We start from the raw sequence: 21,955 nt of genomic DNA on the forward strand, positions 1-21,955 counted from the left end.
GCCGGGCCGTACGGCACACTCGGTGCGTGACCACGCTGGATGCCCTCGCCGCGGAGTTCGCCGGGCTGCGCGCGCACCTGACGGCCGTCGCCTACCGGCTGACCGGTTCGGTGAGCGACGCCGAGGACGCGGTGCAGGAGTCGTGGCTGCGGCTGGCCGCGCTGAGCGAGGGCAAGCGCACGCAGATCCAGGAGCCGCGAGCGTGGCTGACCACGGTGGTCGGGCGGATCTGCCTGGACCGGCTGCGGTCGGCGACGGCGCGGCGGGAGAGGTACGTCGGCCAGTGGCTGCCGGAGCCGATCATCACGCCGCTGGGCGCGCCGGCCGGGGACGATCCGCTGGAGGCCGCGGTCCGCGACGAGGGTGTCCGCATGGCGGCGATGGTCGTGCTCGACCGCCTCACGCCCGAGCAGCGGGTGGCGTTCGTGCTGCACGACGCGTTCGCCGTGCCGTTCGACGAGATCGCGGAGATCCTCGGGGTGACCACCGCGACGGCCCGTCAGCACGCCTCGCGCGGACGCCGTGCGCTGGACGACGCCCAGCCGCCGCCGCGCGCGGACCTGGCCGAGCAGCAGGAGGTGCTCGACCGGTTCATGCGGGCGCTGGCGAACGGCGACGTCCGGGCGGTGGCCGAGGTGCTGCACCCCGACGTCGTGCTCATCGGTGACAGCAACGGCAAGGCCAAGACCTCGGTGCAGGTCATGGTGGGCGCGGACAAGGTCATCCGCTTCTTCCTCGGCCTGCGGCGGTTCTACCGGCCGGAAGCGCTGACCGACGGGCGTCCGCTGCTGGTCAACGGCGATCTCGGGTTCTACCTGCCGCCCGCCCCGGGCGGCGACGGCTACCGGCCGCTGGACGCGCACCTGGAGATGTTCACCGTCCGGGAGGGGCGGATCACCGCGATCTACGACCAGGCCAACCCGGACAAGCTCACCCGGCTTGCGGCACCCGGCACGCGTCCCCGGACGTGAAGCCCTGGTCGGTGATGCCGAGGGCGCTGTTGACGCGGGCGCGCTGGTTCTCCAGGCTGACGAGGTAGGTCAGCTCCACCAGCCCGGCGCGGCCGAACTCCCGCTCCAGCTCGGCGACCTGCTCGTCGGTGACCGCGACCGGCGTTTCGGACATCGCGTCGGCGTAGGCCAGGGCGAGGCGTTCCTGGCGGGTGAACAGCTCCGAGGTGGCGTAGGCGTCGATGTTCTTCAGGCGGTCGATGTCCAGCCCGGCGTGCTTCTGCAGCATCGTGCCGAAGTCGACGCACCACGAGCAGCCCAGCCGCACGGCCGTCCGGTACTGGGCCAGCTCGGCGACGTTCACCGGCAGGTGCTTGACCGCCTTCTCGACGAGCATCTCGTGGATCCCGCTGGCGCGCATCAGGGCAGGCCGGTGTGCGACGACGGCGAACGGCTCGGGCACGGCGCCGAACCGCTTGCGCGCGTAGCGGTAGACGAGCTTGGTGAGCAGTCCGGCGTCCTGTTCGGTCACCGCGGGGATGCGTGGCATGGGGTCCTCCTTCGTGGTCCTACGAAGGGGACGAGACGGCTTCGCGAGATGTGACAGACCGGCGCCGCATCACGTGGTGGCGCCAGCCAGCGAACCGGTGTCGTCGGGCCGGATCCCGGAACCGGCCGCCACGCAGGCTTCCGGATCGCCGGTCACGGCCGGGTCCGTGGCGGCGATGATGGCGTCCAGGGTGCGGCGGGCGGCCAGCAGACCGGCCACGGCCTGGTCGATGCGTTCGCGCTCCCGGTCCAGGCCGGCCAGCGTGCCGGAACACGCCGCAGCCAGGATCCGGCCGTCGTCGATCATGCAGGGCAGCAGTTCGGCGATGGTGGCGGTGTTGAGGCCGGCGCCGAGCAGTATCCGGATGCCCCGGACCGTGGCGATGTCCTCCTCGGTGAACTCGCGGTAGCCACTCGGCCGCCGCGACGGCGTGAGCAAGCCCTGCTCCTCGTAATACCGCAGCAGCCGCTGGCTGACCCCGGTCCGTCGCGAAAACTCGCCCATGCGCATATGACGACCACCACGTTCAGTTGACTCTCTCATCGGTGTGAGATCGCAGTCTATTCGCATGACGAACGAACAATCAGCAAGCGCGCGGCAGGCGCCCGTCACCGTCGTCGGCCTCGGGCCCATGGGCCTCGCCCTCGCCGGGGCGCTCCGGGGCCGCGGCCACCGCACGACCGTCTGGAACCGCACCCCGGGAAAGGCCGATCGCCTGGTCGCCACGGGCGTCCGCCGCGCGGCGACCGTCGCCGAGGCGGTGTCCGCGAGCCCGGTCACGATCATGTGCCTCAAGGACTACGAGACCATGTACGAGGTCTTCGGCTCCGCCGGCGACGCCCTGCGGGGGCGGGTGCTGGTGAACCTCAACTCCGGTACTCCGAAGGAGGCGCACGCGGCGGCCGGGTGGGCGGCCGAGCGCGGCGTGTCGTACCTGGACGGCGCGATCATGGTGCCGCCGCCGATGGTCGGGCACCCCGGATCCGTCTTCCTCTACAGCGGTTCGCGGGAGGTGTTCGACGAGCACCGGCCGACGCTGGCGAGCATGGGCGACCCCCGGTACCTCGGCTCCGATCCCGGCCTGGCGGTGCTGTACAACACCGCGCTGCTGGAGATGATGTACGCCACCATCAACGGATACCTGCACGCCACCGCGATGGCCGGCTCGGCCGGGGTGCCGGCGGTGGAGTTCGCCGAACTGGCCATCGGCTGGTTCCTGCCCGCGGTGCTGGGCCCGATGCTCGCCGAGGAGGCACCGGTCCTGGACAAGGGCGAGTACCCGGGTGATCTCGGCACCTTGGAGATGAACCTCAACGCGCTGGACCACATCGCGCGCACCGCCCAGGAGCAGGGCGTGCAGACCGACCAGCCGCGCCTGATGAGGGAAATCGCGGCACGAGCGATCGCTGACGGCCACGGCGGCAAGAACTACCTGGCGGTGTTCGAGGTCTTCAAGCACCAGGCACGCTAGCCGCGCAGGGCGCGGACGTCCCACACCCACACGCCGTCCACGTAGACGGCCTGCCCGCCGAGCAGCTGGTCCACCGTCTCGTGCAGGGCGTTGCCGTTGGTCACCGGGGCGAGCACGACGGCGTCGGCCTTCCAGTACTTCAGGTCCTCGACCGCCTGGGCGCGCTGCGCTGGCGTCACGGTCGGCACCTCGCCGCTGTCGCGCACGTCGGCCAGCAGGTCGGCCGTCGGGCGGTTCACCGCGCCGTAGCGGCCGCGCTTGTCGTCCGGTCCGCTCGGCCCGACGAAGTACCCGTCGGCGAGCGGGAAGCCCAGGTCGGCCTCCACCTGCCAGTGCAGGGCTCGCGCGTCGCCGCCGTTGGGCAGCGGCACGACGACCACCGAACCGGACCCGACGTACTGCCGCCACGCGCCGTCGGCGAAGAAGGCCGGCGCCTCGGGGCGAACGTAGGTCTTGTAGGGCGTCGGCGCGATCGGCAGCAGCACCGCGGCCAGCGCTCCCAGCCACAGGAACCGGACGGGCAGGTTCCGGTCCCGGAAGGCCGGCGCGGCCTCGAAGACCCGGTCGGTCGCGATCGCGAGCAGTGCCGCGACCGCCGGGATGCACCCGATCGCCAGCCGCGACTCCAGCAGCGAGTCGAACAGCGGCAGCTCGTACAGCAGCTTCCACGGGCCGGGGATCCCGGTTTCCTCGTGGTTCACGACCATCTCGACGCCCAGCGACAGCCACGCCATCAGGAACATCGAGATCGCGATGGCGCGGGCCACGACGTTGCGCCACAGCCAGACGGTCAGCACCACCACCAGGATGATGAGCGGCCAGCCGAAGAACGCGTTCTCCTCGGTGCGGTTCATCGACACGTCCGCGGCCGCCTCGGGCTGGCCGGCGATCGACTCGGTCGCGAACCGGGTGAACGCCGCGGTGTCGTTGCCGACCGGGCCGTGCTCCAGGGTGAGGTAGCTCTGCGGGCCGAAGAACTGCCACCACAGCGGGTAGATCGCGATGGCGATGGCGACGACCGCCGCTACCGTCAGGCCTCCGGCCATCGGTTTGACCATCCGCAGCGCCTGGCGCGGCCGCGACACCGCGTAGCCGGCGGCGAACAGCACGAACGCCATCATCATGATCAGCAGTGGTTCCTCGCCCAGGAACACCTGGTAGGCGAGCATCAGGCCGAGGATGATGCCGTCGCGCACCGGGCGGTGCCCCTGCGCGAGCCGGATCAGCCGCATCACGATGAACGGGATCAGGAACAGCACCACGAAGTTGGGGTGCGCGTTGCCGTGCGAGATCATCGCCGGCGCGAAGCCGCAGAACGCGCCGCCGATCGCCGCGGCCGTGCGTGAGGTGACCAGGTGGCGGGAGAACACCCAGTACCAGGCGATCGACGTGCCGGCCAGACCGCCGGTGAGCGCGATCGCCCAGGTCACGGTGGGACCGAACAGCTCGGTGATCGGCGACAGCGGGATGCTCAGGCCGAACATGGCCGTGTTGGCCATCAGGTTCACGCCGACCGGGTAGTTCTGCAGGGTGGTGCCGAGCGGGTTCTCCCAGTGGAAGACCGAGTGGGCGGCGACGGCGAAGAACCACTCCCACATGTTCTGGTCCTGGCCGCTGTTGTACATGTAGCCGCCGCTGCCCAGGTTCACCCACAGCCCGGCGTAGAGGATGAACGCGGCCACGATGTAGATGGCGATGACCAGTGCGTCGGCGCGGCCGAACCGGCGCCGTTCCTCTCCGACCTCGGGCACGGTCTCGGGCGCCTGCAGCAAAGCGGTCACTCTTTCACCCTCAGGGCTCGACTACGCGGGCGAAAAAGTAGACCACACCGGTCCGGGCGTGCCGCACGAGGAGCAGGAAAGGCCGGTCGACGCGCACCTCGACCGGGTCGGCCGGGGTGACCATGGACAGGGTGCGGATCATGACCGCGGTGGCGGCGGCGCCCTCCAGGCCCTGCTCGTCGAGCTCGAGGACGGACTGGTGCTGGACGGCCGAGACGAACGCGCGCGGGTCCGGGGTGAGGCGGCCGAGCGGGGACGCGCCGGGCTCGAACAGGGTGCGCACGCCCAGCTGTTTGAGGGCGCCGGTGAGGTCGGCGGGGCGGTCGAGGTCGATCTTCGGCAGGCGCAGGTCGAGCTGGACGCGCCGGGGCGCGGCGAGCAGGGTGGCCAGTTTCGCGTCGTCGAGGTGCGGTTCCTGGTCGGCGAGGTCGCCGTCGGGCAGCAGGACCGTGGCGGTGACGCCGGCGGCCGGCAGCTCGACGACCTGCCAGCCGTCCTGGTGCGCGTAGCCGAGGTGTTCGGACTGGCGCATCATCTTGACGCGGCGCGGGCCGGCCGGGCTGTGGAACTGCTCGTCGCGGGTGTTGGCGTCGCGGAACGGGTGCTGCCAGGCGGCCTTGAGGTAGAGGGCGTTGACCAGGCTGGCGACGGTGTCCGGGCCGACCGAGTCCGGGGGCAGCAGTTCCGGGATGAGGTCGCGGGTGGTTTCGGCGACGTCGGCGTTGATGGCGCGGCGGGCGCGGTCCGGGTCGGCGACGAACGGGGCGGTCTTGGTGCTCGCGCCCGGCCAGCCCGCGAGGTCGGCGAGGAAGGTGTCGCGGACGGGCAGCTGGTCCCAGGCCCAGAGCGTGTTGGCGACGGCGAGGACCGGGTCCTCCTGCCGGGTGGTGTTGTCGAGCGTCGCGGCGGCGCGGAGGAGGTCGGCCTGCTTGGCGATGTCCGGGTCGCCGCCGGTGAGGAGCCGGAGCAGCTCCTCGGCGGCCGGGCCGTCCGCGGCCTGGCTCGCGAGGCCCAGTGCGCTGGCGATCGAGTACGGCGAGACCACCGAGTCGCCCCCGTCGCCACCGACGACCCGGTGCACCGCGAGGCTGAAGCGCAGATGCTCACGTTCCGGCGTGGTCACGCCCCCGACGCTACCGGACGGGAGGCCGAGGTTCGGTGGGGCGCGGGCATGGGGCGCACGTGGGTGACACCGCTTCGCTTCCGGCGGGAGGCCGGGACCGGGCGAGCCGGCGCGGCGTCGGCCACGGCCAGTGGCGATGAGCGGAGCTGGGTATCGCCAGCGCACGACGGCGACCGGCGACCGCCGGTGGCGGGCAATCCCACCGGCGCCCGGCCAGCCACCGGGAATCGGTCGACGCGCCTTCTCGCCGCAAGCATTCCATGCGGAGAACCCAACCGCCGCCAGCAGCGTCTCGCGCCCGGCTGGGAGCGGCCGGCACGTCACGGCGGGGGCTCAGTGGCGTCCGGTGTGCCAGCGGTGCCAGGCGTGCGCCTGGCCGTCGCACATTCCGTGCGGACAACCCAACGGCCGCCGACAGCGTCTCACGCCCGGCTGGGAGCAGCCGGCACGTCACGGCCGGGGCCTCAGTGGCGCCCGGTGTGCCAGCGGTGCCAGGCGTGCGCCTGGCCGTCGCAGCGTTCCCTGTGGACAACCCAACGGCCGCCGACAGCGTCTCACGCCCGGCCGGGAACGGCCGGCACGTCACGGCCGGGGCCTCAGTGGCGCCCGGTGTGCCAGCGGTGCCAGGCGTGCGCCTGGGCGTCCGTCAGGGAGGCGACCTGGTCGATCACCACGCGGAGCCGCGCGGGGTCGTCCGGGGCGGCGTGCCAGGCGGGGTGGAACGCGGCTTCCAGCGGGTCCGGCGCGCGCTCGGCCAGGATCGTCACCAGTTCGGCCAGCATTTCGCGCTGGCCGGCCTGCATGGCCAGCCTGCGCGGGTCGCTCATGACGTACCGCAGCGCCAGCGCCTTCAACAGCGCGACCTCCGCCGCCACGCGTTCGGGCATCACCAGGCACGCGTCGTAGCGGGTGAGAGGGCCGTCGCCGTGCTCCGCGCGCGTTCCGGTGACCGCGGCGGACGCGAACCGGCCGACCAGCTCGCTCGTCATCCGCTTCAGCGCGATCTGCCCCTGCGGCGTCGAGTCGAAACCGGGCCGCGCCAGCTCGGCCACGACGGGCAAATCGAGCAGGTCACGCGCGGCACCCTCCAGCGCTGACACCGACAGCCGTGAGAAGTGCTTGGCCGCCAGCTCGGCCACCGCCGCCCGCTCCCCCGGGTCGGCCAGCACCGACAACGACAACCGGCCCGCCAGCACGCCGTCCTCGACGTCGTGCACCGAGTACGCCACGTCGTCGGCCCAGTCCATGATCTGCGCCTCCAGGCAGGTGCGGCCCTCCGGCGCACCCTCCCGCATCCAGTCGAACACCTCCCGGTCGTCGTCGTACACCCCGAACTTCGCCGTGCCCGGCCGCCGCGGCCACGGGTACTTCGTCGCCGCGTCGAGGCACGCGCGCGTCAGGTTCAGCCCGGCCGAGCCGACCTTCGGCTCCAGCCGGGTGAGGATGCGCAGCGTCTGCGCGTTCGCCTCGAACCCGCCGCACACCTGCGCCACCTCGTCGAGCGCCCGCTCGCCGTTGTGCCCGAACGGCGGGTGCCCGATGTCGTGCGCCAGCCCCGCCGTGTCCACCAGGTCCGGATCGGCCCCCAGCTCCTCGGCGATGCCGCGCCCGATCTGCGCGACCTCCAGCGAGTGCGTCAACCGCGTGCGCGGCACCCCGCTGACCTCGGCGCCCTCCCCAGGCCCCACCACCTGGGTCTTGCCCGCCAGCCGGCGCAGCGCCGCGGAGTGCAGGACGCGCGCCCGGTCCCGCGCGAACGCACTCCGGCCGTCCGGCCGCGACCCGGTGAGCGCCGCCCGCTTCGGCGCTTCGCCGAGCCACCGCTGTCGATCGTGCTCGCTGTACACCCCGCAACTCTACGGGCACCCACCGACAATTCCGGGGCTCGTGGGCAGGGTTCTGACCAGGACACACGAGATGCGCACTCGTGCGGGCGCGACTGGAAGCCGGGGACGGTGGGTCCGGCGGGCGCGCCGCACCCACGTGCGCGGCGGGGGGTAGAGGGTGACCGGCCTCGCGGCCCGGACCGGCGCCGAAGACACAGCCGGTGAGGGCGGGCTGCGGCGCGGTGAACCGGGGACGGCCTTTCAACCGCCGCACCGCACCCACGAGCACAGCCGGGGGTAAAGGGGACCCGCCTCGCGGCCCCGAAGACACAGCCAGCGAGGGCAGCCTGCGGCCGGGTGAACCGGGGGACGGCCCTTCCAGCCGCCGCGCCGCACGCACGAGCGCAGCCCTGGGTAGAGGGTGACCGGCCTCGCGGCCGGACCAGCGCCGAAGACACAGCCCGTGAGGGCAGGCTGCGGCGGTGAACCGGGGACGGCCGTTCCAGCCGCCGCACCCCACCCACGAGCGCAGCCCTGGGTAGAGGGTGACCGGCCTCGCGGCCGGACCAGCGCCGAAGACACAGCCCGTGAGGGCAGGCTGCGGCGGTGAACCGGGGACGGCCGTTCCAGCCGCCGCACCCCACCCACGAGCGCAGCCGAGGTCGAAAGAACAGGGCGACCAGTCCCGCGGCCCCGACCGGCGCCGAAACCGCAGCCAGTGAGGGCTGGGTGCGGTGGGACGAACCGGGGGCGGCCAGTCCCGCGGACCAGCACCGAACAGTCCCGCGGCCCAGCGCCGAAGACACAGCCGGTGCCGGCGGAGTCCAGCGGGAGCCGGCCCCGAAGACCGAGCCCGCCGGGGTTACCTCCCCGAACCTCAGCCCAACCCCGTCCCGCCGATGTTGTCCGCCGGGGTCTTGGTCAGCCGGTAGAACAGCAGCGCCCCGGTCTCCCGGTAGATGTAGGCGAACTGCGTCTCCCGGGTCTGCACGATGGGCCCGCTGTGCGTCGGCGAGGTCCACGTCTGCAGGCCCGCGTCGTTGGCCATCGTGCGGGCCCGCAGGGAGTGCCACGGGTCGCTGACGAGCACCGCGGTCCGCCAGCCCCGCTCGCCGAACACGCCGGCCACCGCGCGCAGGCTGCCGAGCGTGTCGCTGCCCTCGCCGACCGCCAGCGTCGCCGAGCGTGGCACGCCCTGCTCGATCAGCCAGTTCGCCCCGGCCGTCGCCTCGGTGTAGGCGTCGCCGGCCTTGTTGCCGCCCGCGGTGACGATCTTCTCGGCCACCCCGTCCTCGTACAGCTGCATCGCGTGCTTCAGCCGCGCCTGGAAGATCGGCGACGGCTTCCCGTTGTACTGCGCCGCGCCGAGCACCACGATCGCGTCGGCGTGCGTGCGGTCGTCCTCGCGCGCGACCTGCCACACCCGGAACGCCGTCCCGCCGACCACCATCACCAGCACCAGCACCGTGCCCAGCACGGCCCGGCGCACCCAGCTCACCCGATCACCCATCCCGGCCATCCTCCCAGACGGGCCCTCACAGCCAGCCGCGCTCCTCCGCCAACCGGACCGCCTCGGCCCGCGTGCGGGCGCCGGTCTTGCCGATCGCGGCGGACAGGTGGTTGCGCACGGTCCCCTCGGACAGGTGCAGGCGCCGGGCCACATCGGACACCGTGCCGCCGTCGCCGGCCGCCCGCAGCACCTCGTGCTCCCGTGGCGTCAGCGGGCTCGCCCCGGTCGCCAGCGACTCGGCGGCCAGCGCCGGGTCGACCACGCGCAGTCCGGTGTGGACCCGGCGGACCGCGTCGACGAGCTGTTCCGGCGGCGAGTCCTTCACCACGAACCCGGCCGCCCCCGCGGCCATCGCCCGCGCGAGGTACCCGGGCCTGCCGAACGTCGTGCACACGATGATCCCGCACGACGGCAGCGCCGCGTGCAGCTCGGCAGCCGCGGTCAGGCCGTCCTTGCCCGGCATCTGGACGTCGAGCAGCGCCACGTCCGGCGCGGTCTCCGTCGCCGCGGCCAGCACCTCGTCGCCCGACCCGACCTGGCCGACCACCTCGATGTCCGGCTCCAGGCCGAGCACGGTCGCCAGCGCGCCCCGCACCATCGCCTGGTCGTCGGCCAGCAGCACCCGGATCACGCAACCTCCACCGGCGTCGCCACGGGCACCTCGGCCCGCAACTGGAACCCCTCCCCGGGCCGCGCCCGGACCTGCAGCGTGCCACCCAGCTCGGCCAGGCGCTCCGCCAGCCCGCGCAACCCGTTGCCCGCCCTGTCCGGCTCGCCGCCGCGGCCGTTGTCGGAGATCTCCATCCAGTTCCGCCCCAGCCGTACCTTGACCCGGGTCGCGGCGGAATGCCGCAGCACGTTGGTCACCGCCTCCCGCAGCACGTACCCGAAGACGCTCTGCAGCTCCGGCCGCACGTTGTCCACCGCGCTCGGCAGCTCCGCCGCGATCTCGGCGGCCCGCAGCGCCGCGCGCGCCCCCACCAGCTCGGCCGACAGCGACACCTCGCGGTACTCCGACACCGTCGCGCGGACGTCCGACAACGCGCTGCGCGCCAGCCCCTCGACCTCGCGGATCTCGCTGACCGCCCGGCCCGGGTCGGCCGCGGTCTCGATCAGCCGCCGCGCCAGGCCGGCCTTGACCGCGATGGTGGTGAGGCTGTGGCCGAGGATGTCGTGCAGGTCCCGCGCCAGCCGTTCCCGTTCCGCGCTCACGGCCAGCACGGCGATCTCCTCGTTGGCCCGCCGGAGCCGCCGCACGGTCTGGGACAGCCGGCCCATGAAGAACGCCGTCGTGGTGAGGCCCACGACGGCGCCGATGTCCGACGGCGTGCCCGGCACGTTGTCGTGGACGAGCAGCAGCACCCCGCACCCGGCGAGCGCCGCGCCGTCGAACACCAGCACCCATCCGGGCGGCATGCTCATCGCGATCGCGAGCGTGGCGTAGAGGAGCATGTAGATGCTGGTGCCCTGGAGCAGCACCGCCCACCCGAGCGCGAGCATCAGCACCGCGAACGGCAACCGGACCCGCAACCGGCGGTTCGACAGCAGGAAGTACGGGAAGCTCACGTAGGTGGCGCCGTAGGCCACCAGCAGCACGATGAGCAGCGGGTCCAGGCGCTGGCCGACCGGCACGGCGCTGGCCAGGTAGAAGATCGTCCCGGCCAGCGGCCAGCGGCGCACGAACTTCGGGCTGGGCCGTCCGGCGGCGTGCTCGTTCCACCACTGCGCCCTGTCGTCGGCCACCGTGCTTCTCCCCATCACACCCGCGCGGAGTCCTTACGGTAGCGCCGGACCACGGCGATCCCGACGGCCACGGTCCACGCCGCCAGCCACAGCACGTCCTGGCCGAGGCTGGTGGTCAGGTCGGTGGTCACCGTGCCGCGGCCGACCTGCGCCATCCAGTAGCTGGGCAGCGCGTGCGAGATCTGCAGCAGCCAGTGCGGCATCGCCTCGATCGGGATGAAGATGCCGCCCAGCAGGGCCATCGGCAGCATGACCAGCTGCGTGATCGGCTGGACCGAGTCGGCCGTGCCGACCTGCCCGATGAGCAGCCCGATCAGCGCGAACGGGATCGCGGCGAGCCACACCCCCAGGGTGACCCGCAGCCAGCTGCCCACGTCCAGGGACACGCCCTGCGTGAGCGCCCCGACCAGCGGCACGAGGACCACCGGCGCGAGCGCGAGCGTCAGGCCCGTCGCGGCCTTCGCGGTGAGGTAGCCGGCGCCGGTGAGCGGGGTCAGCCGCAGCTGCCGCTGCCAGCCGGCCTTGCGCTCGACGGCCACCCGGGTGCCGATGAACAGCGCCGCCGACATGGCGCCGAACGATGTCATGCCGACCATCAGCGGCGCGACGGCGTCCTGGTCGCCGTGGGCGAAGATGCCGACGTAGAGCAGGAACATCAGCGCCGGGAACGCCACCGTGAAGACCAGGAACCGCGTCGAGCGCAGCACGCGGCGGATCTCCAGGGTCAGGAACTTCAGGCTCATCGCTGGTCCTCCTCGTCGTCGGCGGTCAGGGTGAGGAAGGCGCCTTCCAGCCCGATCGCGGTGATCTCGATGTCGTGCGCGTCCGGGAAGCGGGCCAGCAGGGCCCGCAGGGTGGCATCCGAGTCCGATGTGGACACCGCGATCCGGCCGCCGCGCACCTCGTGTTCGGTGACGCCGGGCAGGTCCGCGACCGCCGCCGCGGTGGCGCCCGGTCCGGCGGCGCGCAGGGTGCGGCCGCTGGCCAGGGCGCGCACCTCCGCGACGGAGCCGTCCGCGACGATCCGCCCGGCGCGCATCAGCACCACGCGGTCGGCGTACTCCTCGGCCTCCTCCAGGTAGTGCGTCGCGAACAGCACGGTGCGGCCGGTGTTGGTGTAGGCGTGCATGGACTTCCAGAACTCGCGCCGGCTCGGGACGTCCATCGCGGCGGTCGGCTCGTCGAGGACGAGCAGGTCCGGGTCGCTGACGAGGGCCACGGCGAACCGCACGCGCTGCTTCTGGCCGCCGGAGAGCTTGGTGCCGCGCCGGTTCGCCAGGTCCTCGATGCCCGCACGGCGCAGGGCCTCGGCAACGGGCATCGGCTTGCGGTGCAGCGAAGCGATCATGCCGACCATTTCGCCGACGGTCGCGTCGTCCAGCAGCGCGGCGCCCTGGAGCATGGCGCCGATCGCGCCGCGGGACACGGCCTCGGCCGGGGTCGCGCCGAAGATCGACACCTCACCGGAATCGGGGGTGGTCAGGCCGAGCAGCATGTCGACGGTCGTCGACTTCCCGGCGCCGTTCGGGCCGAGCAGCGCGACCACCTCGCCCGGTGCGATGGTGAGGTCGACACCGTCCACGGCACGCACCTCGCCGTAGTGTTTGCGCAGGCCCGACAGCCGCACCGCGGCCCGGGTCAGGGTCTGTGTTCCGTCCATGTGCTCAGCGTGCCGCCGCGACGGCCGCGGTTCGCAGGCCGAGCGTCACGACCTGACCGTGACAAGTGTCAGGGCTCGTTTCCCAGATATGGGATATGCTCCCCGATGTGAGAACGATGGAGGATCGCCTGGCCGCGCGCCTGGCGGAGCTGCGGGCGCAACGGGGCTGGTCGCTCGACGACCTCGCGGACCGCTCGGGAATCAGCCGGTCGACGCTGTCCCGGGTGGAACGCGGCGAGATCAGCCCGACCGCGTCCCTGCTGGGCAAGCTGTGCACCGTGTACGAGCGGCCGATGTCGCGCCTGCTGACCGAGGTGGAGGCCGAGGGCGCGCAGGTCGTGCGGGCTTCGGCGCAGAGCGTGTGGACCGACGAGGACAGCGGGTTCGTGCGCCGTTCGGTGTCGCCGCCGCACCCGGCGCTGCGGGCCGCGGTCGTCGAGGGCACGCTGCGACCGGGGGCGGACATCCGGTACGACGCGCCGTCCGTGCCCGGGCTGGAGCAGCACGTGTGGGTGCTCGAGGGGACCCTGGAGCTGACCGTCGAGGGCGAGACGCACGCGCTGGGCCCCGGTGACTGCCTGCGGTTCCGGCTGTGGGGGCCGACGCGGTTCCGGTGTTCAGGTCCCGAGGCGGCCCGTTACCTGCTGGTCCTGGTGATGCCGTGATCACGCGACTGTCCGCGGCGGAGTTCGCCGACGCGGTGCCCGCGCTGGCGGAGGTGCTCGCCGACTGCACCAACGGCGGCGCGTCCGTCGGGTTCCTGGCACCGCTCGAGGCGTCGGCGGCCGAGGCGTGGTGGAAGGAGCTGGCCGGTGAGGTGGCCGAGGGGCGCGTCCTGGTCTGGGCGGCGTGGGACGGCTCCCGCCTGGTGGGCACGGTGCAGGTCCGGCCGGCCCGGTTGCCGAACGCGCCGCACCGCGCGGAGCTGGCGAAACTGCTGGTCCACCGCGACGCACGGGGCCGCGGGCTGGGCCGGGCACTGCTGACGGAGGCCGAACGCGGCGCTCGTGGGGCCGGGATCACGCTGCTGGTGCTGGACACGGAGACCGGCAGCCCCGCGTCGCGGCTGTATGAGTCGGCGGGCTGGACGGAGGCCGGCACGGTGCCGGACTACGCCGCCGACCCGGCAGGGACGCTGAAGCCGACGACGTTCTACTTCAGGAGGCTCTGAGCCCAGCGACCGCACCTGGGGAGCCCTCGGGTGCGGCCGGCGACGCCGCCGGGTGAGCACGGTGGCGGGCCGGGCGGTGTGGTGACCGGCCGCAGTGGCGGCTGACGGGCCCTGGCCGCGGTAGCGGCTCGCGCGTCGCGGCCGCGGTAGCGGCTCGCGCGTCGCGGCCGCGGTAGCGGCTCGCGCGTCGCGGCCGCGGTAGCGGCTCGCGCGTCGCGGCCGCGGTAGCGGCCTCGCCCGCCCGGCCACGGTGGGCGACTCGCGCACCCCGCGCCGCAGTGGGCGGCTCGCGCACCCCGGCCGCGGTAGCGGCTCGCGCACCCCGGCCGCGTCGCGGCCTCGCCCGCCCGGCCACGGTGGGCGGCTCGCGCACCCCGCGCCGCAGTGGGCGGCTCGCCCGCCGCGGCCCGCGCGCATCGCGGCCACGGGTGGTGGCTCGCCCGGCCCGCCGCGGTAGCGGCTCGCGCACTCCCGGGGCCGCCGCCGCCCGCGCGGCCCGGGTGCGGTCGTGACCAGGGCGCCGGCGGATGCGCGCGACGGCGCGCCGGCGCCGATTCCACCCGCATACCGAAAAGCCCTGGTCACACAGTGCGTGACCAGGGCTTTCGAACGGTCTTCGTCAGCAGCCGGGGAGCCGGGCGGCGAGGTAGGCCTCCACCTTGTCGATCGCCACGCGCTCCTGCTGCATGCTGTCGCGCTCCCGCACCGTCACGGCCTGGTCCTCGAGCGTGTCGAAGTCCACGGTGACGCAGAACGGGGTGCCGACCTCCTCCTGGCGGCGGTAGCGCTTGCCGATCGAGCCGGCGTCGTCGAAGTCGACGTTCCAGTTGCGGCGCAGCTGGGCGGCCAGGTCCTTCGCCTTCGGCGTCAGGTCGGCGTTGCGGGACAGGGGCAGCACCGCGACCTTGAACGGCGCCAGGCGCGGGTCGAGCTTGAGCACGACGCGCTTGTCGACGCCGCCCTTGGCGTTGGGCACCTCGTCCTCGTGGTAGGCGTCCAGCAGGAACGCCATCATCGGGCGGCCCACACCGGCGGCCGGCTCGATGACGAACGGCCGGTAGCGCTCCTTGGTGGCCTGGTCGAAGTAGGCCAGGTCGACGCCGGAGTGGTTGGAGTGCGTGGTGAGGTCGAAGTCGGTGCGGTTCGCGATGCCCTCGAGCTCACCCCACTCCTGGCCGGCGGAGAAACCGAAGCGGTACTCGATGTCGACGGTGCGCTTCGAGTAGTGCGACAGCTTCTCCTTCGGGTGCTCGTAGTGCCGCAGGTTGCCGCGGTTGATGCCGAGGTCGGTGTACCACTCGGTGCGCAGGTCGATCCAGTACTGGTGCCAGCGCTCGTCCTCGCCCGGCTCGACGAAGAACTCCATCTCCATCTGCTCGAACTCGCGGGTGCGGAAGATGAAGTTGCCGGGCGTGATCTCGTTGCGGAACGACTTGCCGATCTGGCCGATGCCGAACGGCGGCTTCTTCCGCGACGTGGTCAGCACGTTGAGGAAGTTCACGAAGATGCCCTGCGCGGTCTCCGGGCGGAGGTAGTGCAGGCCCTCCTCGGACTCGACCGGGCCCAGGTGCGTCTTGAGCATCATGTTGAACTCGCGCGGCGGCGTGTACTGGCCGCGGGTGCCGCAGTTCGGGCAGGGGACGTCGGACAGGTCGTCCTCGGAGGTCTCCTTGCCGGTGCGGGCGCTGTAGTCCTCGGCCAGCTGGTCGGAGCGGAAGCGGCGGTGGCACGCGGTGCACTCGACGAGCGGGTCGTGGAAGGCGTTGACGTGACCGGAGGCCACCCACACCTGGCGGGGCAGGATCACGGAGGAGTCGAGGCCGACGACGTCGTCGCGGCTCTGGACCATCGTGCGCCACCACTGGCGCTTGATGTTCTCCTTGAGCTCGACGCCGAGCGGTCCGTAGTCCCACGCCGACCGGGTTCCGCCGTAGATCTCCCCGCTCGGGAAGACGAAGCCACGACGCTTGCACAGGCTGACGACGGTCTCAATGTTGGCGGGCACTCCACGCTCTCCATCAGATGCGGGGACGGTTATCGGTTCCGTTCAGCGTATCCGGCCCTCGTCGCGGCCCGGCGCGGGGCTTGACATGGCGAGGGGGAGGCGATAACGGCAACCACTACCGGGAGAACACTAGGATGGGGTGATACCGACTGACACGAGGCTGGAGATGGCTATGCCGATGGCTCGTCCGGACGCCGCGTTGCCCGGATTGCCCGACGACGCCGACCAGGTCCACGCCGCCGACGAGCTGAAGCCACGCACGCCGCCCCAGCCCGCCGCGACGCTGTCCGAGGCCGGTGAGCTGCTGCGGGCCCTGTCGGCGCCGGTGCGCATCGCGATCGTGCTCCAGCTGCGGGACGCCGACCGGTGCGTGCACGAGCTGGTCGACGCGCTCGACGTGGCGCAGCCGTTGATCAGCCAGCATCTGCGCGTGCTCAAGGCGGCCGGTGTGGTGCGAGGTGAGCGCCGGGGCCGTGAGGTGGTCTACCGGCTCGTGGACGATCATCTGGCGCACATCGTGATGGACGCGGTGGCCCACGTCCAGGAGGGTTCATGACGAGTAGCGAGGTTCGCCGGGCGCCGGTGCCCGGCCGCCGGTCGACGAAGCAGCGCGCGGCCGTGGTCGACCTGCTGTCGGAGGTCGACGACTTCCGGTCGGCGCAGGAACTGCACGACGAGCTGCGCAAACGTGGCGACGGCATCGGCCTGACCACGGTGTACCGGACGCTGCAGTCCCTGTCCGAGGCCGGCGAGGTGGACGTGCTGCGAACCGAGTCCGGCGAGGCGATCTACCGCCGCTGCTCGACGCACCACCATCATCACCTGGTCTGCCGGCACTGCGGTTTCACGGTGGAGGTGGAGGGTCCGGCGGTGGAGCGCTGGGCGGAGAAGGTCGCGTCCGGCAACGGCTTCTCGGACATCCGGCACACGGTGGAGATCGTCGGCACGTGCGCGGAGTGCACGAAGCGGTTGGGGAGCTAGGTTCGGTCGCCGGCCCGGGTAGCCGGATGCCTGGGTGGTGGCCGGGCGACGCTGTCCGGGTTCGCGGGCGCAGCCCCAGGGGCGCGCGGGGGCTGGAACCGTGGCTGGGCGCGGTTCCTCGTCAGCCGCGGCGGGGCCGGAACCACTCCCCGCGCGGGGCGCGGGCATCCCTCAGCGGGAGCTAGTACTCATAGGCGTCCTGGGGTGCGGGGATCGGCTGGAGTGCGGTGACCGTGACGTCCGGGGTGTAGCCGTTCGCGGCGGTTGCCGTGCCGGGGACGAGTTGGCCTGTCACCTCCAGCCAGCTGTCGTCGGGGAAGCGGGCCGCTTGTGGGCCGGTCAGGCGGACCGTCATCGGGGAGGCGTCGGCCGCGCAGCACCGGATCACCATCCGGGCCAGCAGGACGCCCTCCTTCGCGTGCACGACGAAACCACTCAGCCGGACCGTGCGGCCGTTGAGCGAGCCGCGGGAGTCCCAGCCGGCGCGGGTGACGAACTCGGTGAGGGTCAGGGGCACCACGTCCCCGGCCGGCAGCGGTGGGAAGGCGGCGGCGTCCTGGGCGACCGCTGAGCGGGGCGCGCCCGCCGAGGTGCGGATGACCGAGTCGGAGCCGAGCGCGGGCGGGGCGACGAGGAACACCGCCAGCACCGGGACGACCAGCAGCCACGCCGACCGCGCCGGGTGGTGGTGGTCGTGCCCGGCGGTGTCCGTCCCGGCCTGATGGGTGGCCGACCGCGCCGGGTCGTCGTGGTCCTGTCCCCCGGTGACCGTCCTGGTCTGGCGGGCGGTCAGCACGTCCCGGACGATCGCGACCGCGCCGAGCAGCAGGATCACCGCGCCCCCGGCGACCACCCACGGCTGCTGCGCGGGTTTGACGTAGCGCAGGTAGTCGCCGTTGATGCCGATCTTGAGCAGCGCCCCGCCGAGCAGCACCAGCAGGATGTTCTGCGTTTCGCGACGCACCAGGTCCCTCCCCTACCGTGCCGGCACGATCGTCAGCCAGTCGGCCGCGGAGACCACGAACGCGACGGCACCGGCCATCGCGAGCAGCGCAGCGACCGCCCCGAACGCGATCCCGGCCCGGGCCAGCCCACCCGCGGCGTCGCGGCTGAGGACGCCGAACAGGACGGCCAGCACCGCCATCACCAGGATCAGGACCCACAGCGCGCCGAGCACCAGCGTGAGCACGACGGCCAGCGGTGACGGCAGCGCGTCCCCGGCGCGCGGCCGGACGAACGCCCAGGTCACCCACACCGACATGGCCATCACGACCCCGACGGCGCCGAGCGCGGCCGATGCCACCGCGAGCCCGGCCCGTGGCTGTTGCTGGATCATCTCGCACCTCCCAGGACGAGGACCCCGACGATCACCGCGCAAGCGGTCGCCACGACGAACGTCACCGGGGCGAACCGTACCGCGAACGAGCGCCCGAAGGTGCCCGCCTGCAGCGCGAACAGCTTCACGTCGATCGCCGGGCCGACCACCAGGAACACCAGCCGCGGCAGCAGCGGGAGCGCGGTGAGGGAGGCGGCCACGAACGCGTCGGCCTCGCTGCACAGGGCGAGCACGACCGCGAGGACGGCCATCACCAGCACGCCCAGCACGATCTGGTTGCTCAGGACCTCGAACCAGGCGGCGGGCACGAGGACGTTCATGGCGGCGGCGATGAGCGCGCCGAGCACCAGGAACCCGGCCGACTCGACCAGGTCGGCGCGCGCGGTTTCGGCGAAGGTGCGCCACTTCCCGCCGCCCTCGGGCAGCCGTTCCAGGGCGCGCTGGACGATCCAGTCGAGCTTGCCCCACCGCGCCCAGAGCAGGCCCATGACGACGGCGGTCGCGAAGGAGCCGAGGAACCGGGCGAGCACCATCGCCGGCTCGCCGGGGAAGGCGACCGCGGTGGCGACGAGCACCACCGGGTTCACCGCCGGGGCGGCGAGCAGGAAGGTGAGCGCGGCGGCCGGGGCGACCCCCTGGCCGATGAGGCGGCGCGCCACCGGCACCGACGCGCACTCGCAACCGGGCAGGGCGACGCCGGCCAGGCCCGCGACGCCCACCGCGCCCGCCTGGTTCCGCGGGATGACCCGGCGCAGGACACGTGCCGGGACGAACGCCGCGATCGCCCCGCTGATCAGGACGCCGAGCACGAGGAAGGGCAGGGCCTGGACGCACACCGCGACGAACACCGTGGACCCGGTCCGCAGGGCGGGCACGTCGAGCACGTCGCGCAGCCAGCCCTGCCCGAGGACGGCGACGATCAGGAGGGCGCAGAGCACCTCGATGGAGGTGACCCGCCCCCGGCGCCGCTTGCCCTCGGGCTCGGTTCGGTCCAGTACTTCGCTCACGGGGCCGATACTGCCAGGGACGGGCGACAGGAACGGCGGGCCGGGTCGACGAGTGGACCATCTCGTGTAGTGAGGCGCACGAGATGACCATTTCGTGGAGAAGTTTGGTGCGCGAGTGGACCGTTCGTGCTGGGGCGGGAGGGTGGCCACTGGACCCGCGGCAGGCCGGGACGAGAGGCGGTTGATGCTGACCGGCGCGCGGCGGGTAGCCGCTTGGCTGGGCGAGGTCGCGTGGGTGGCAGGTGCGGCCCGGCGCGGTCGCGTGAGTGGCAGAGGTAGCTCCGGCTCCGTGGGACCGTGTGACTGGCAGAGGCAGCTCCGGCTCCGTGGGACCGTGTGACCGGCACAGGCAGCTCCGGCCCGGCGCGGTCGCGTAACCAGCACAGGCAGCTCCGGCCCGGCGCGACCGTGTGACCGGCACAGGCAGCTCCGGCCCGGCGCGGTCGCGTGACCGGCACAGGCAGCCCGCAGCCACTCCAGCTCGGCGAGGTCGCGTGAGTGAGGGGCCGGTTCGTGGTGGGCCGTTCGGTGAGGCGGTCCTTTCGCGCTGTCTCAGCGTGCAGCGGGTGCGCGGGGCCGCCGAGCGAGAGCGGCTGCCGCTCACACCACCCCGGCCGGGGTCAGGTCAGCTCGGAGCGCAGCTGGGACGCCGTCGAGACCACCAGCATCAGCAGGGTCCCCAGCGCGGAGATCTCCAGCCCCTGCGCGGGGAACGCGTACCGCAGCGTCAGGTCCAGCCCGCGCTCCGCGTGCTGCACCCCCAGCGTTCCGAACAGGCCCTGGCCCGCCCGCTCGGCCGCCTTCGCCGCGAAGGCCGGGTCGTCGGGCAGGTCCCAGCCGACCACGCAGGTCAGGCTGAGCACCGTCAGGCCCTCCGCGAGCTGCGTCGACTGCACCACGCACGGCACGCCGTTGTGGGAGAACGTCAGCGCACCGTCATCATCGACGTGGACCTCCAGGTACGTTTCGAGCGCTTCCCGGGCCCGGCTCAGCAGCTCCGCCGTGTCGGCCGCCTCCGTGTTCACGACGCCCCCTTCGCCGCGTCCACCGCGGCCCCGAACCGGCGGTCCCGGCGCGCGTACTCCTCGCACGCCGCCCACAGCTGGCGGCGGTCGAAGTCCGGGAAGAGCGTGTCCTGGAACACGAACTCCGCGTAGGCCGACTGCCAGAGCATGAAGTTCGACGTCCGCAGCTCACCGGAGGGCCGCAGGAACAGGTCCACGTCGGGCATGTCCGGCTGGTACAGGTACTTGGCGAGCATCCGCTCGTCCACCTTGTCCGGGTTGATCTTGCCCTCGGCGGCCAGCCGCGCCACCTGACGGGCCGCGTCCACGATCTCCGCGCGTCCCCCGTAGTTCACGCACATCGTCATGTTCATGAGCGTGTTGTGCCTGGTCTTCTCCTCGGCGGCCTGCAGCTCCTTGATGACGCTGCGCCACAGCCGCGGCGCGCGCCCGGCCCACCGGATCCGCACGCCGATCGAGCCCAGGTAGTCGACCTGACGGCGGATCGTGTCGCGGTTGAAGCCCATCAGGAACCGCACCTCGTCGGGGCTGCGCTTCCAGTTCTCCGTCGAGAACGCGTACACCGAGAGCCACTTGACGCCCAGCTCGACCGCGCCGCTGGCGACGTCGATCATCACGGCCTCACCGCGCTTGTGCCCCTCGATCCGCGGCAGGCCGCGCTGGTTGGCCCAGCGGCCGTTGCCGTCCATCACGAGGGCGACGTGGTTGGGCACCAGCTCGGCGGGGATCGCCGGCGGCTTCGCGCCGGACGGGTGCGGGTCCGGGGCCCGCAGTTCCACCGCAGCCGAACTCACCGCACGTGCCTTGAGCCGCACCTGATCCTCCCACTGCCTCGGGTTGCGGCTTCCGACCCTACTTGCCCGGCTGGAGCTCCCTGGCACGCCTCTCGACGAGCGGCAACGACTTCAGCTGCCGCTCCAGGTGCCACTGCAGGTGAGCGGCGACGATGCCGCTGGCGTCCCGGCGGGCCGCGGGGACCGACGCCTCCGCGACGTCCCAGTCGCCGTGCAGCAGCGACTCCAGCAGGACCAGCACCTCCGGCGCCGGGTGCACCGAGCCCGCGACCCGGCAGTCGCCGCACAGCGAGCCGCCGGCCTGCACGTTGAACGCGGCGTGCGGGCCGGGCAGGCCGCAGCGGGCGCACTCGGTGATGGCGGGCGCCCACCCGGCGAACGACATCGCGCGCAGCAGGAACGCGTCCAGGACCAGCGAGGCGTCCCGCTGACCGTCGGCCAGCGCCCGCAGCGCCCCGACGACCAGCAGGTACAGCCGCATCGCCGGCTCACCCTCCTCGACGGTGAGCCGGTCGGCGGTCTCGGCGATCGCGCTGGCCGCCGTGTAGCGCTGGTAGTCGCCCACGAGCGGCAGCGCGAACGCGTCGACCGTCTGGACCTGCGTGATCACGTCCAGGGTGCGGCCGGTGTAGAACTGCACGTCGACGTGCCCGAACGGCTCCAGCCGCGCCCCGAACCGCGACGTCGTGCGGCGCACCCCCTTCGCGACGGCCCGGACCTTGCCGTAGCGCCGCGTGAGGAAGGTGATGATGCGGTCCGCCTCACCCAGCTTGTGGACCCGCAGCACCACACCGGTGTCGCGATAAAGACTCACGTCCCCATGGTCTCACGCGTACGCGGACAACCCGGTGAACGGCGCGAACGGCAGGTTCCGCCCCACCCACCACACGAGCGCGAGGCCCACGACCACCAGCGTGACCCACCGCCCCCGGGCACCGGCCGGCCACCACCGCCTGGCCCGCCCCGCCCCCCCTCCCGCCGCGTCGACCCACGTGACCACCGCCAGCGGCAAAAGCACCACC

The 21,955-nt window shown here is 72.9% G+C and carries 23 protein-coding genes and 1 pseudogene; 6 read left to right on the plus strand and 18 right to left on the minus strand.

Annotation, left to right across the window (positions count from 1 at the left end):
- Positions 1-26 precede the first annotated feature (26 nt).
- Positions 27-971 (plus strand): sigma-70 family RNA polymerase sigma factor, encoded by a 945-nt coding sequence (locus D0D28_RS25430; RefSeq protein WP_116113057.1) that lies wholly within the window; start codon positions 27-29, stop codon positions 969-971.
- Here the strand turns inward: D0D28_RS25430 and D0D28_RS25435 are convergent.
- Complete coding sequence (locus tag D0D28_RS25435; protein WP_116113060.1) at positions 931-1,500, minus strand: carboxymuconolactone decarboxylase family protein; 570 nt, start codon at positions 1,498-1,500, stop codon at positions 931-933. The two genes, D0D28_RS25430 and D0D28_RS25435, sit on opposite strands and share 41 nt — an antisense overlap.
- A gap of 69 nt (positions 1,501-1,569) precedes the next feature.
- Positions 1,570-2,004 carry a MerR family transcriptional regulator gene (locus D0D28_RS25440; RefSeq protein WP_338024694.1) on the minus strand — a complete coding sequence of 145 codons (435 nt, stop codon included), beginning with the start codon at positions 2,002-2,004 and terminating at the stop codon, positions 1,570-1,572.
- A gap of 64 nt (positions 2,005-2,068) precedes the next feature.
- On the opposite strand from D0D28_RS25440, the gene D0D28_RS25445 reads away from it, so the two are divergent.
- Positions 2,069-2,971: an NAD(P)-dependent oxidoreductase gene (locus D0D28_RS25445; protein ID WP_094004775.1), complete on the plus strand. Its 903-nt coding sequence runs from the start codon at positions 2,069-2,071 to the stop codon at positions 2,969-2,971.
- Here the strand turns inward: D0D28_RS25445 and D0D28_RS25450 are convergent.
- From D0D28_RS25450 to D0D28_RS25485, 8 genes are all read right to left on the minus strand, one after another.
- A complete protein-coding gene (locus D0D28_RS25450; RefSeq protein ID WP_116113062.1) occupies positions 2,968-4,752 on the minus strand; it encodes a glycosyl transferase in 1,785 nt (594 codons plus the stop codon). The genes D0D28_RS25445 and D0D28_RS25450 overlap by 4 nt on opposite strands.
- 10 nt (positions 4,753-4,762) lie before the next feature.
- Complete coding sequence (locus D0D28_RS25455) at positions 4,763-5,875, minus strand: serpin family protein (protein WP_116113065.1); 1,113 nt, start codon at positions 5,873-5,875, stop codon at positions 4,763-4,765.
- Between the two features lie 596 nt (positions 5,876-6,471).
- Entirely contained in the window at positions 6,472-7,722 is a 1,251-nt protein-coding gene (locus D0D28_RS25460) for a deoxyguanosinetriphosphate triphosphohydrolase (RefSeq protein ID WP_116113068.1), read from the minus strand.
- A gap of 856 nt (positions 7,723-8,578) precedes the next feature.
- Positions 8,579-9,211, minus strand: coding sequence for a YdcF family protein (locus D0D28_RS25465; protein ID WP_094008885.1), 633 nt, complete (start codon positions 9,209-9,211; stop codon positions 8,579-8,581).
- 25 nt (positions 9,212-9,236) lie between these two features.
- Positions 9,237-9,842: a response regulator transcription factor gene (locus D0D28_RS25470; RefSeq protein ID WP_116113070.1), complete on the minus strand. Its 606-nt coding sequence runs from the start codon at positions 9,840-9,842 to the stop codon at positions 9,237-9,239.
- Entirely contained in the window at positions 9,839-10,954 is a 1,116-nt protein-coding gene (locus D0D28_RS25475) for a sensor histidine kinase (protein ID WP_116113073.1), read from the minus strand. Before D0D28_RS25475 ends, D0D28_RS25470 begins: the two co-directional genes overlap by 4 nt.
- A 14-nt stretch (positions 10,955-10,968) precedes the next feature.
- Entirely contained in the window at positions 10,969-11,697 is a 729-nt protein-coding gene (locus D0D28_RS25480) for an ABC transporter permease (protein WP_116113075.1), read from the minus strand.
- Positions 11,694-12,614: an ABC transporter ATP-binding protein gene (locus D0D28_RS25485; RefSeq protein ID WP_116113078.1), complete on the minus strand. Its 921-nt coding sequence runs from the start codon at positions 12,612-12,614 to the stop codon at positions 11,694-11,696. The genes D0D28_RS25480 and D0D28_RS25485 overlap by 4 nt, the downstream gene beginning before the upstream one ends.
- A gap of 116 nt (positions 12,615-12,730) precedes the next feature.
- Between D0D28_RS25485 and D0D28_RS25490 the strand changes: the two genes are divergently transcribed.
- Together D0D28_RS25490 and D0D28_RS25495 are read left to right on the plus strand one after the other, a co-directional pair.
- Positions 12,731-13,279: a helix-turn-helix domain-containing protein gene (locus D0D28_RS25490; protein WP_116113080.1), complete on the plus strand. Its 549-nt coding sequence runs from the start codon at positions 12,731-12,733 to the stop codon at positions 13,277-13,279.
- On the plus strand, positions 13,276-13,785 hold the full coding sequence (locus tag D0D28_RS25495) for a GNAT family N-acetyltransferase (protein WP_116113083.1): 510 nt from the start codon (positions 13,276-13,278) through the stop codon (positions 13,783-13,785). Before D0D28_RS25490 ends, D0D28_RS25495 begins: the two co-directional genes overlap by 4 nt.
- Positions 13,786-14,404: 619 nt before the next feature.
- Here the strand turns inward: D0D28_RS25495 and D0D28_RS25500 are convergent.
- Positions 14,405-15,790 (minus strand): glycine--tRNA ligase, encoded by a 1,386-nt coding sequence (locus tag D0D28_RS25500; RefSeq protein WP_116113085.1) that lies wholly within the window; start codon positions 15,788-15,790, stop codon positions 14,405-14,407.
- A 172-nt stretch (positions 15,791-15,962) separates the two neighbouring features.
- Between D0D28_RS25500 and D0D28_RS25505 the strand changes: the two genes are divergently transcribed.
- Together D0D28_RS25505 and D0D28_RS25510 are read left to right on the plus strand one after the other, a co-directional pair.
- Positions 15,963-16,346: an ArsR/SmtB family transcription factor gene (locus tag D0D28_RS25505; protein ID WP_094008877.1), complete on the plus strand. Its 384-nt coding sequence runs from the start codon at positions 15,963-15,965 to the stop codon at positions 16,344-16,346.
- A complete protein-coding gene (locus tag D0D28_RS25510) occupies positions 16,343-16,771 on the plus strand; it encodes a Fur family transcriptional regulator (protein WP_094008876.1) in 429 nt (142 codons plus the stop codon). The genes D0D28_RS25505 and D0D28_RS25510 overlap by 4 nt, the downstream gene beginning before the upstream one ends.
- 181 nt (positions 16,772-16,952) lie before the next feature.
- Here the strand turns inward: D0D28_RS25510 and D0D28_RS25515 are convergent, their stop codons facing one another.
- The 7 genes and pseudogenes from D0D28_RS25515 to D0D28_RS25545 form a co-directional block, all read right to left on the minus strand.
- A complete protein-coding gene (locus D0D28_RS25515; RefSeq protein WP_094008875.1) occupies positions 16,953-17,735 on the minus strand; it encodes a TIGR03943 family putative permease subunit in 783 nt (260 codons plus the stop codon).
- 12 nt (positions 17,736-17,747) lie between these two features.
- Positions 17,748-18,107 (minus strand): hypothetical protein, encoded by a 360-nt coding sequence (locus tag D0D28_RS25520; protein ID WP_094008874.1) that lies wholly within the window; start codon positions 18,105-18,107, stop codon positions 17,748-17,750.
- On the minus strand, positions 18,104-19,114 hold the full coding sequence (locus tag D0D28_RS25525; RefSeq protein WP_094008873.1) for a permease: 1,011 nt from the start codon (positions 19,112-19,114) through the stop codon (positions 18,104-18,106). The genes D0D28_RS25520 and D0D28_RS25525 overlap by 4 nt, the downstream gene beginning before the upstream one ends.
- A 620-nt stretch (positions 19,115-19,734) precedes the next feature.
- Complete coding sequence (locus D0D28_RS25530; RefSeq protein WP_094008872.1) at positions 19,735-20,139, minus strand: hypothetical protein; 405 nt, start codon at positions 20,137-20,139, stop codon at positions 19,735-19,737.
- Positions 20,136-20,954, minus strand: coding sequence for an isoprenyl transferase (locus D0D28_RS25535; RefSeq protein ID WP_094008871.1), 819 nt, complete (start codon positions 20,952-20,954; stop codon positions 20,136-20,138). Before D0D28_RS25535 ends, D0D28_RS25530 begins: the two co-directional genes overlap by 4 nt.
- 37 nt (positions 20,955-20,991) lie before the next feature.
- The gene (gene recO, locus D0D28_RS25540) at positions 20,992-21,747 is read right to left on the minus strand and encodes a DNA repair protein RecO (protein WP_094008870.1); all 756 of its coding nucleotides are present in this window, start codon (positions 21,745-21,747) and stop codon (positions 20,992-20,994) included.
- A gap of 12 nt (positions 21,748-21,759) precedes the next feature.
- Positions 21,760-21,955, minus strand: a pseudogene (locus D0D28_RS25545) (DUF2752 domain-containing protein); the annotation flags it as partial.

The organism is Amycolatopsis ruanii, assembly GCF_003385175.1.
Lineage (GTDB): Bacteria > Actinomycetota > Actinomycetes > Mycobacteriales > Pseudonocardiaceae > Amycolatopsis_E > Amycolatopsis_E thermalba.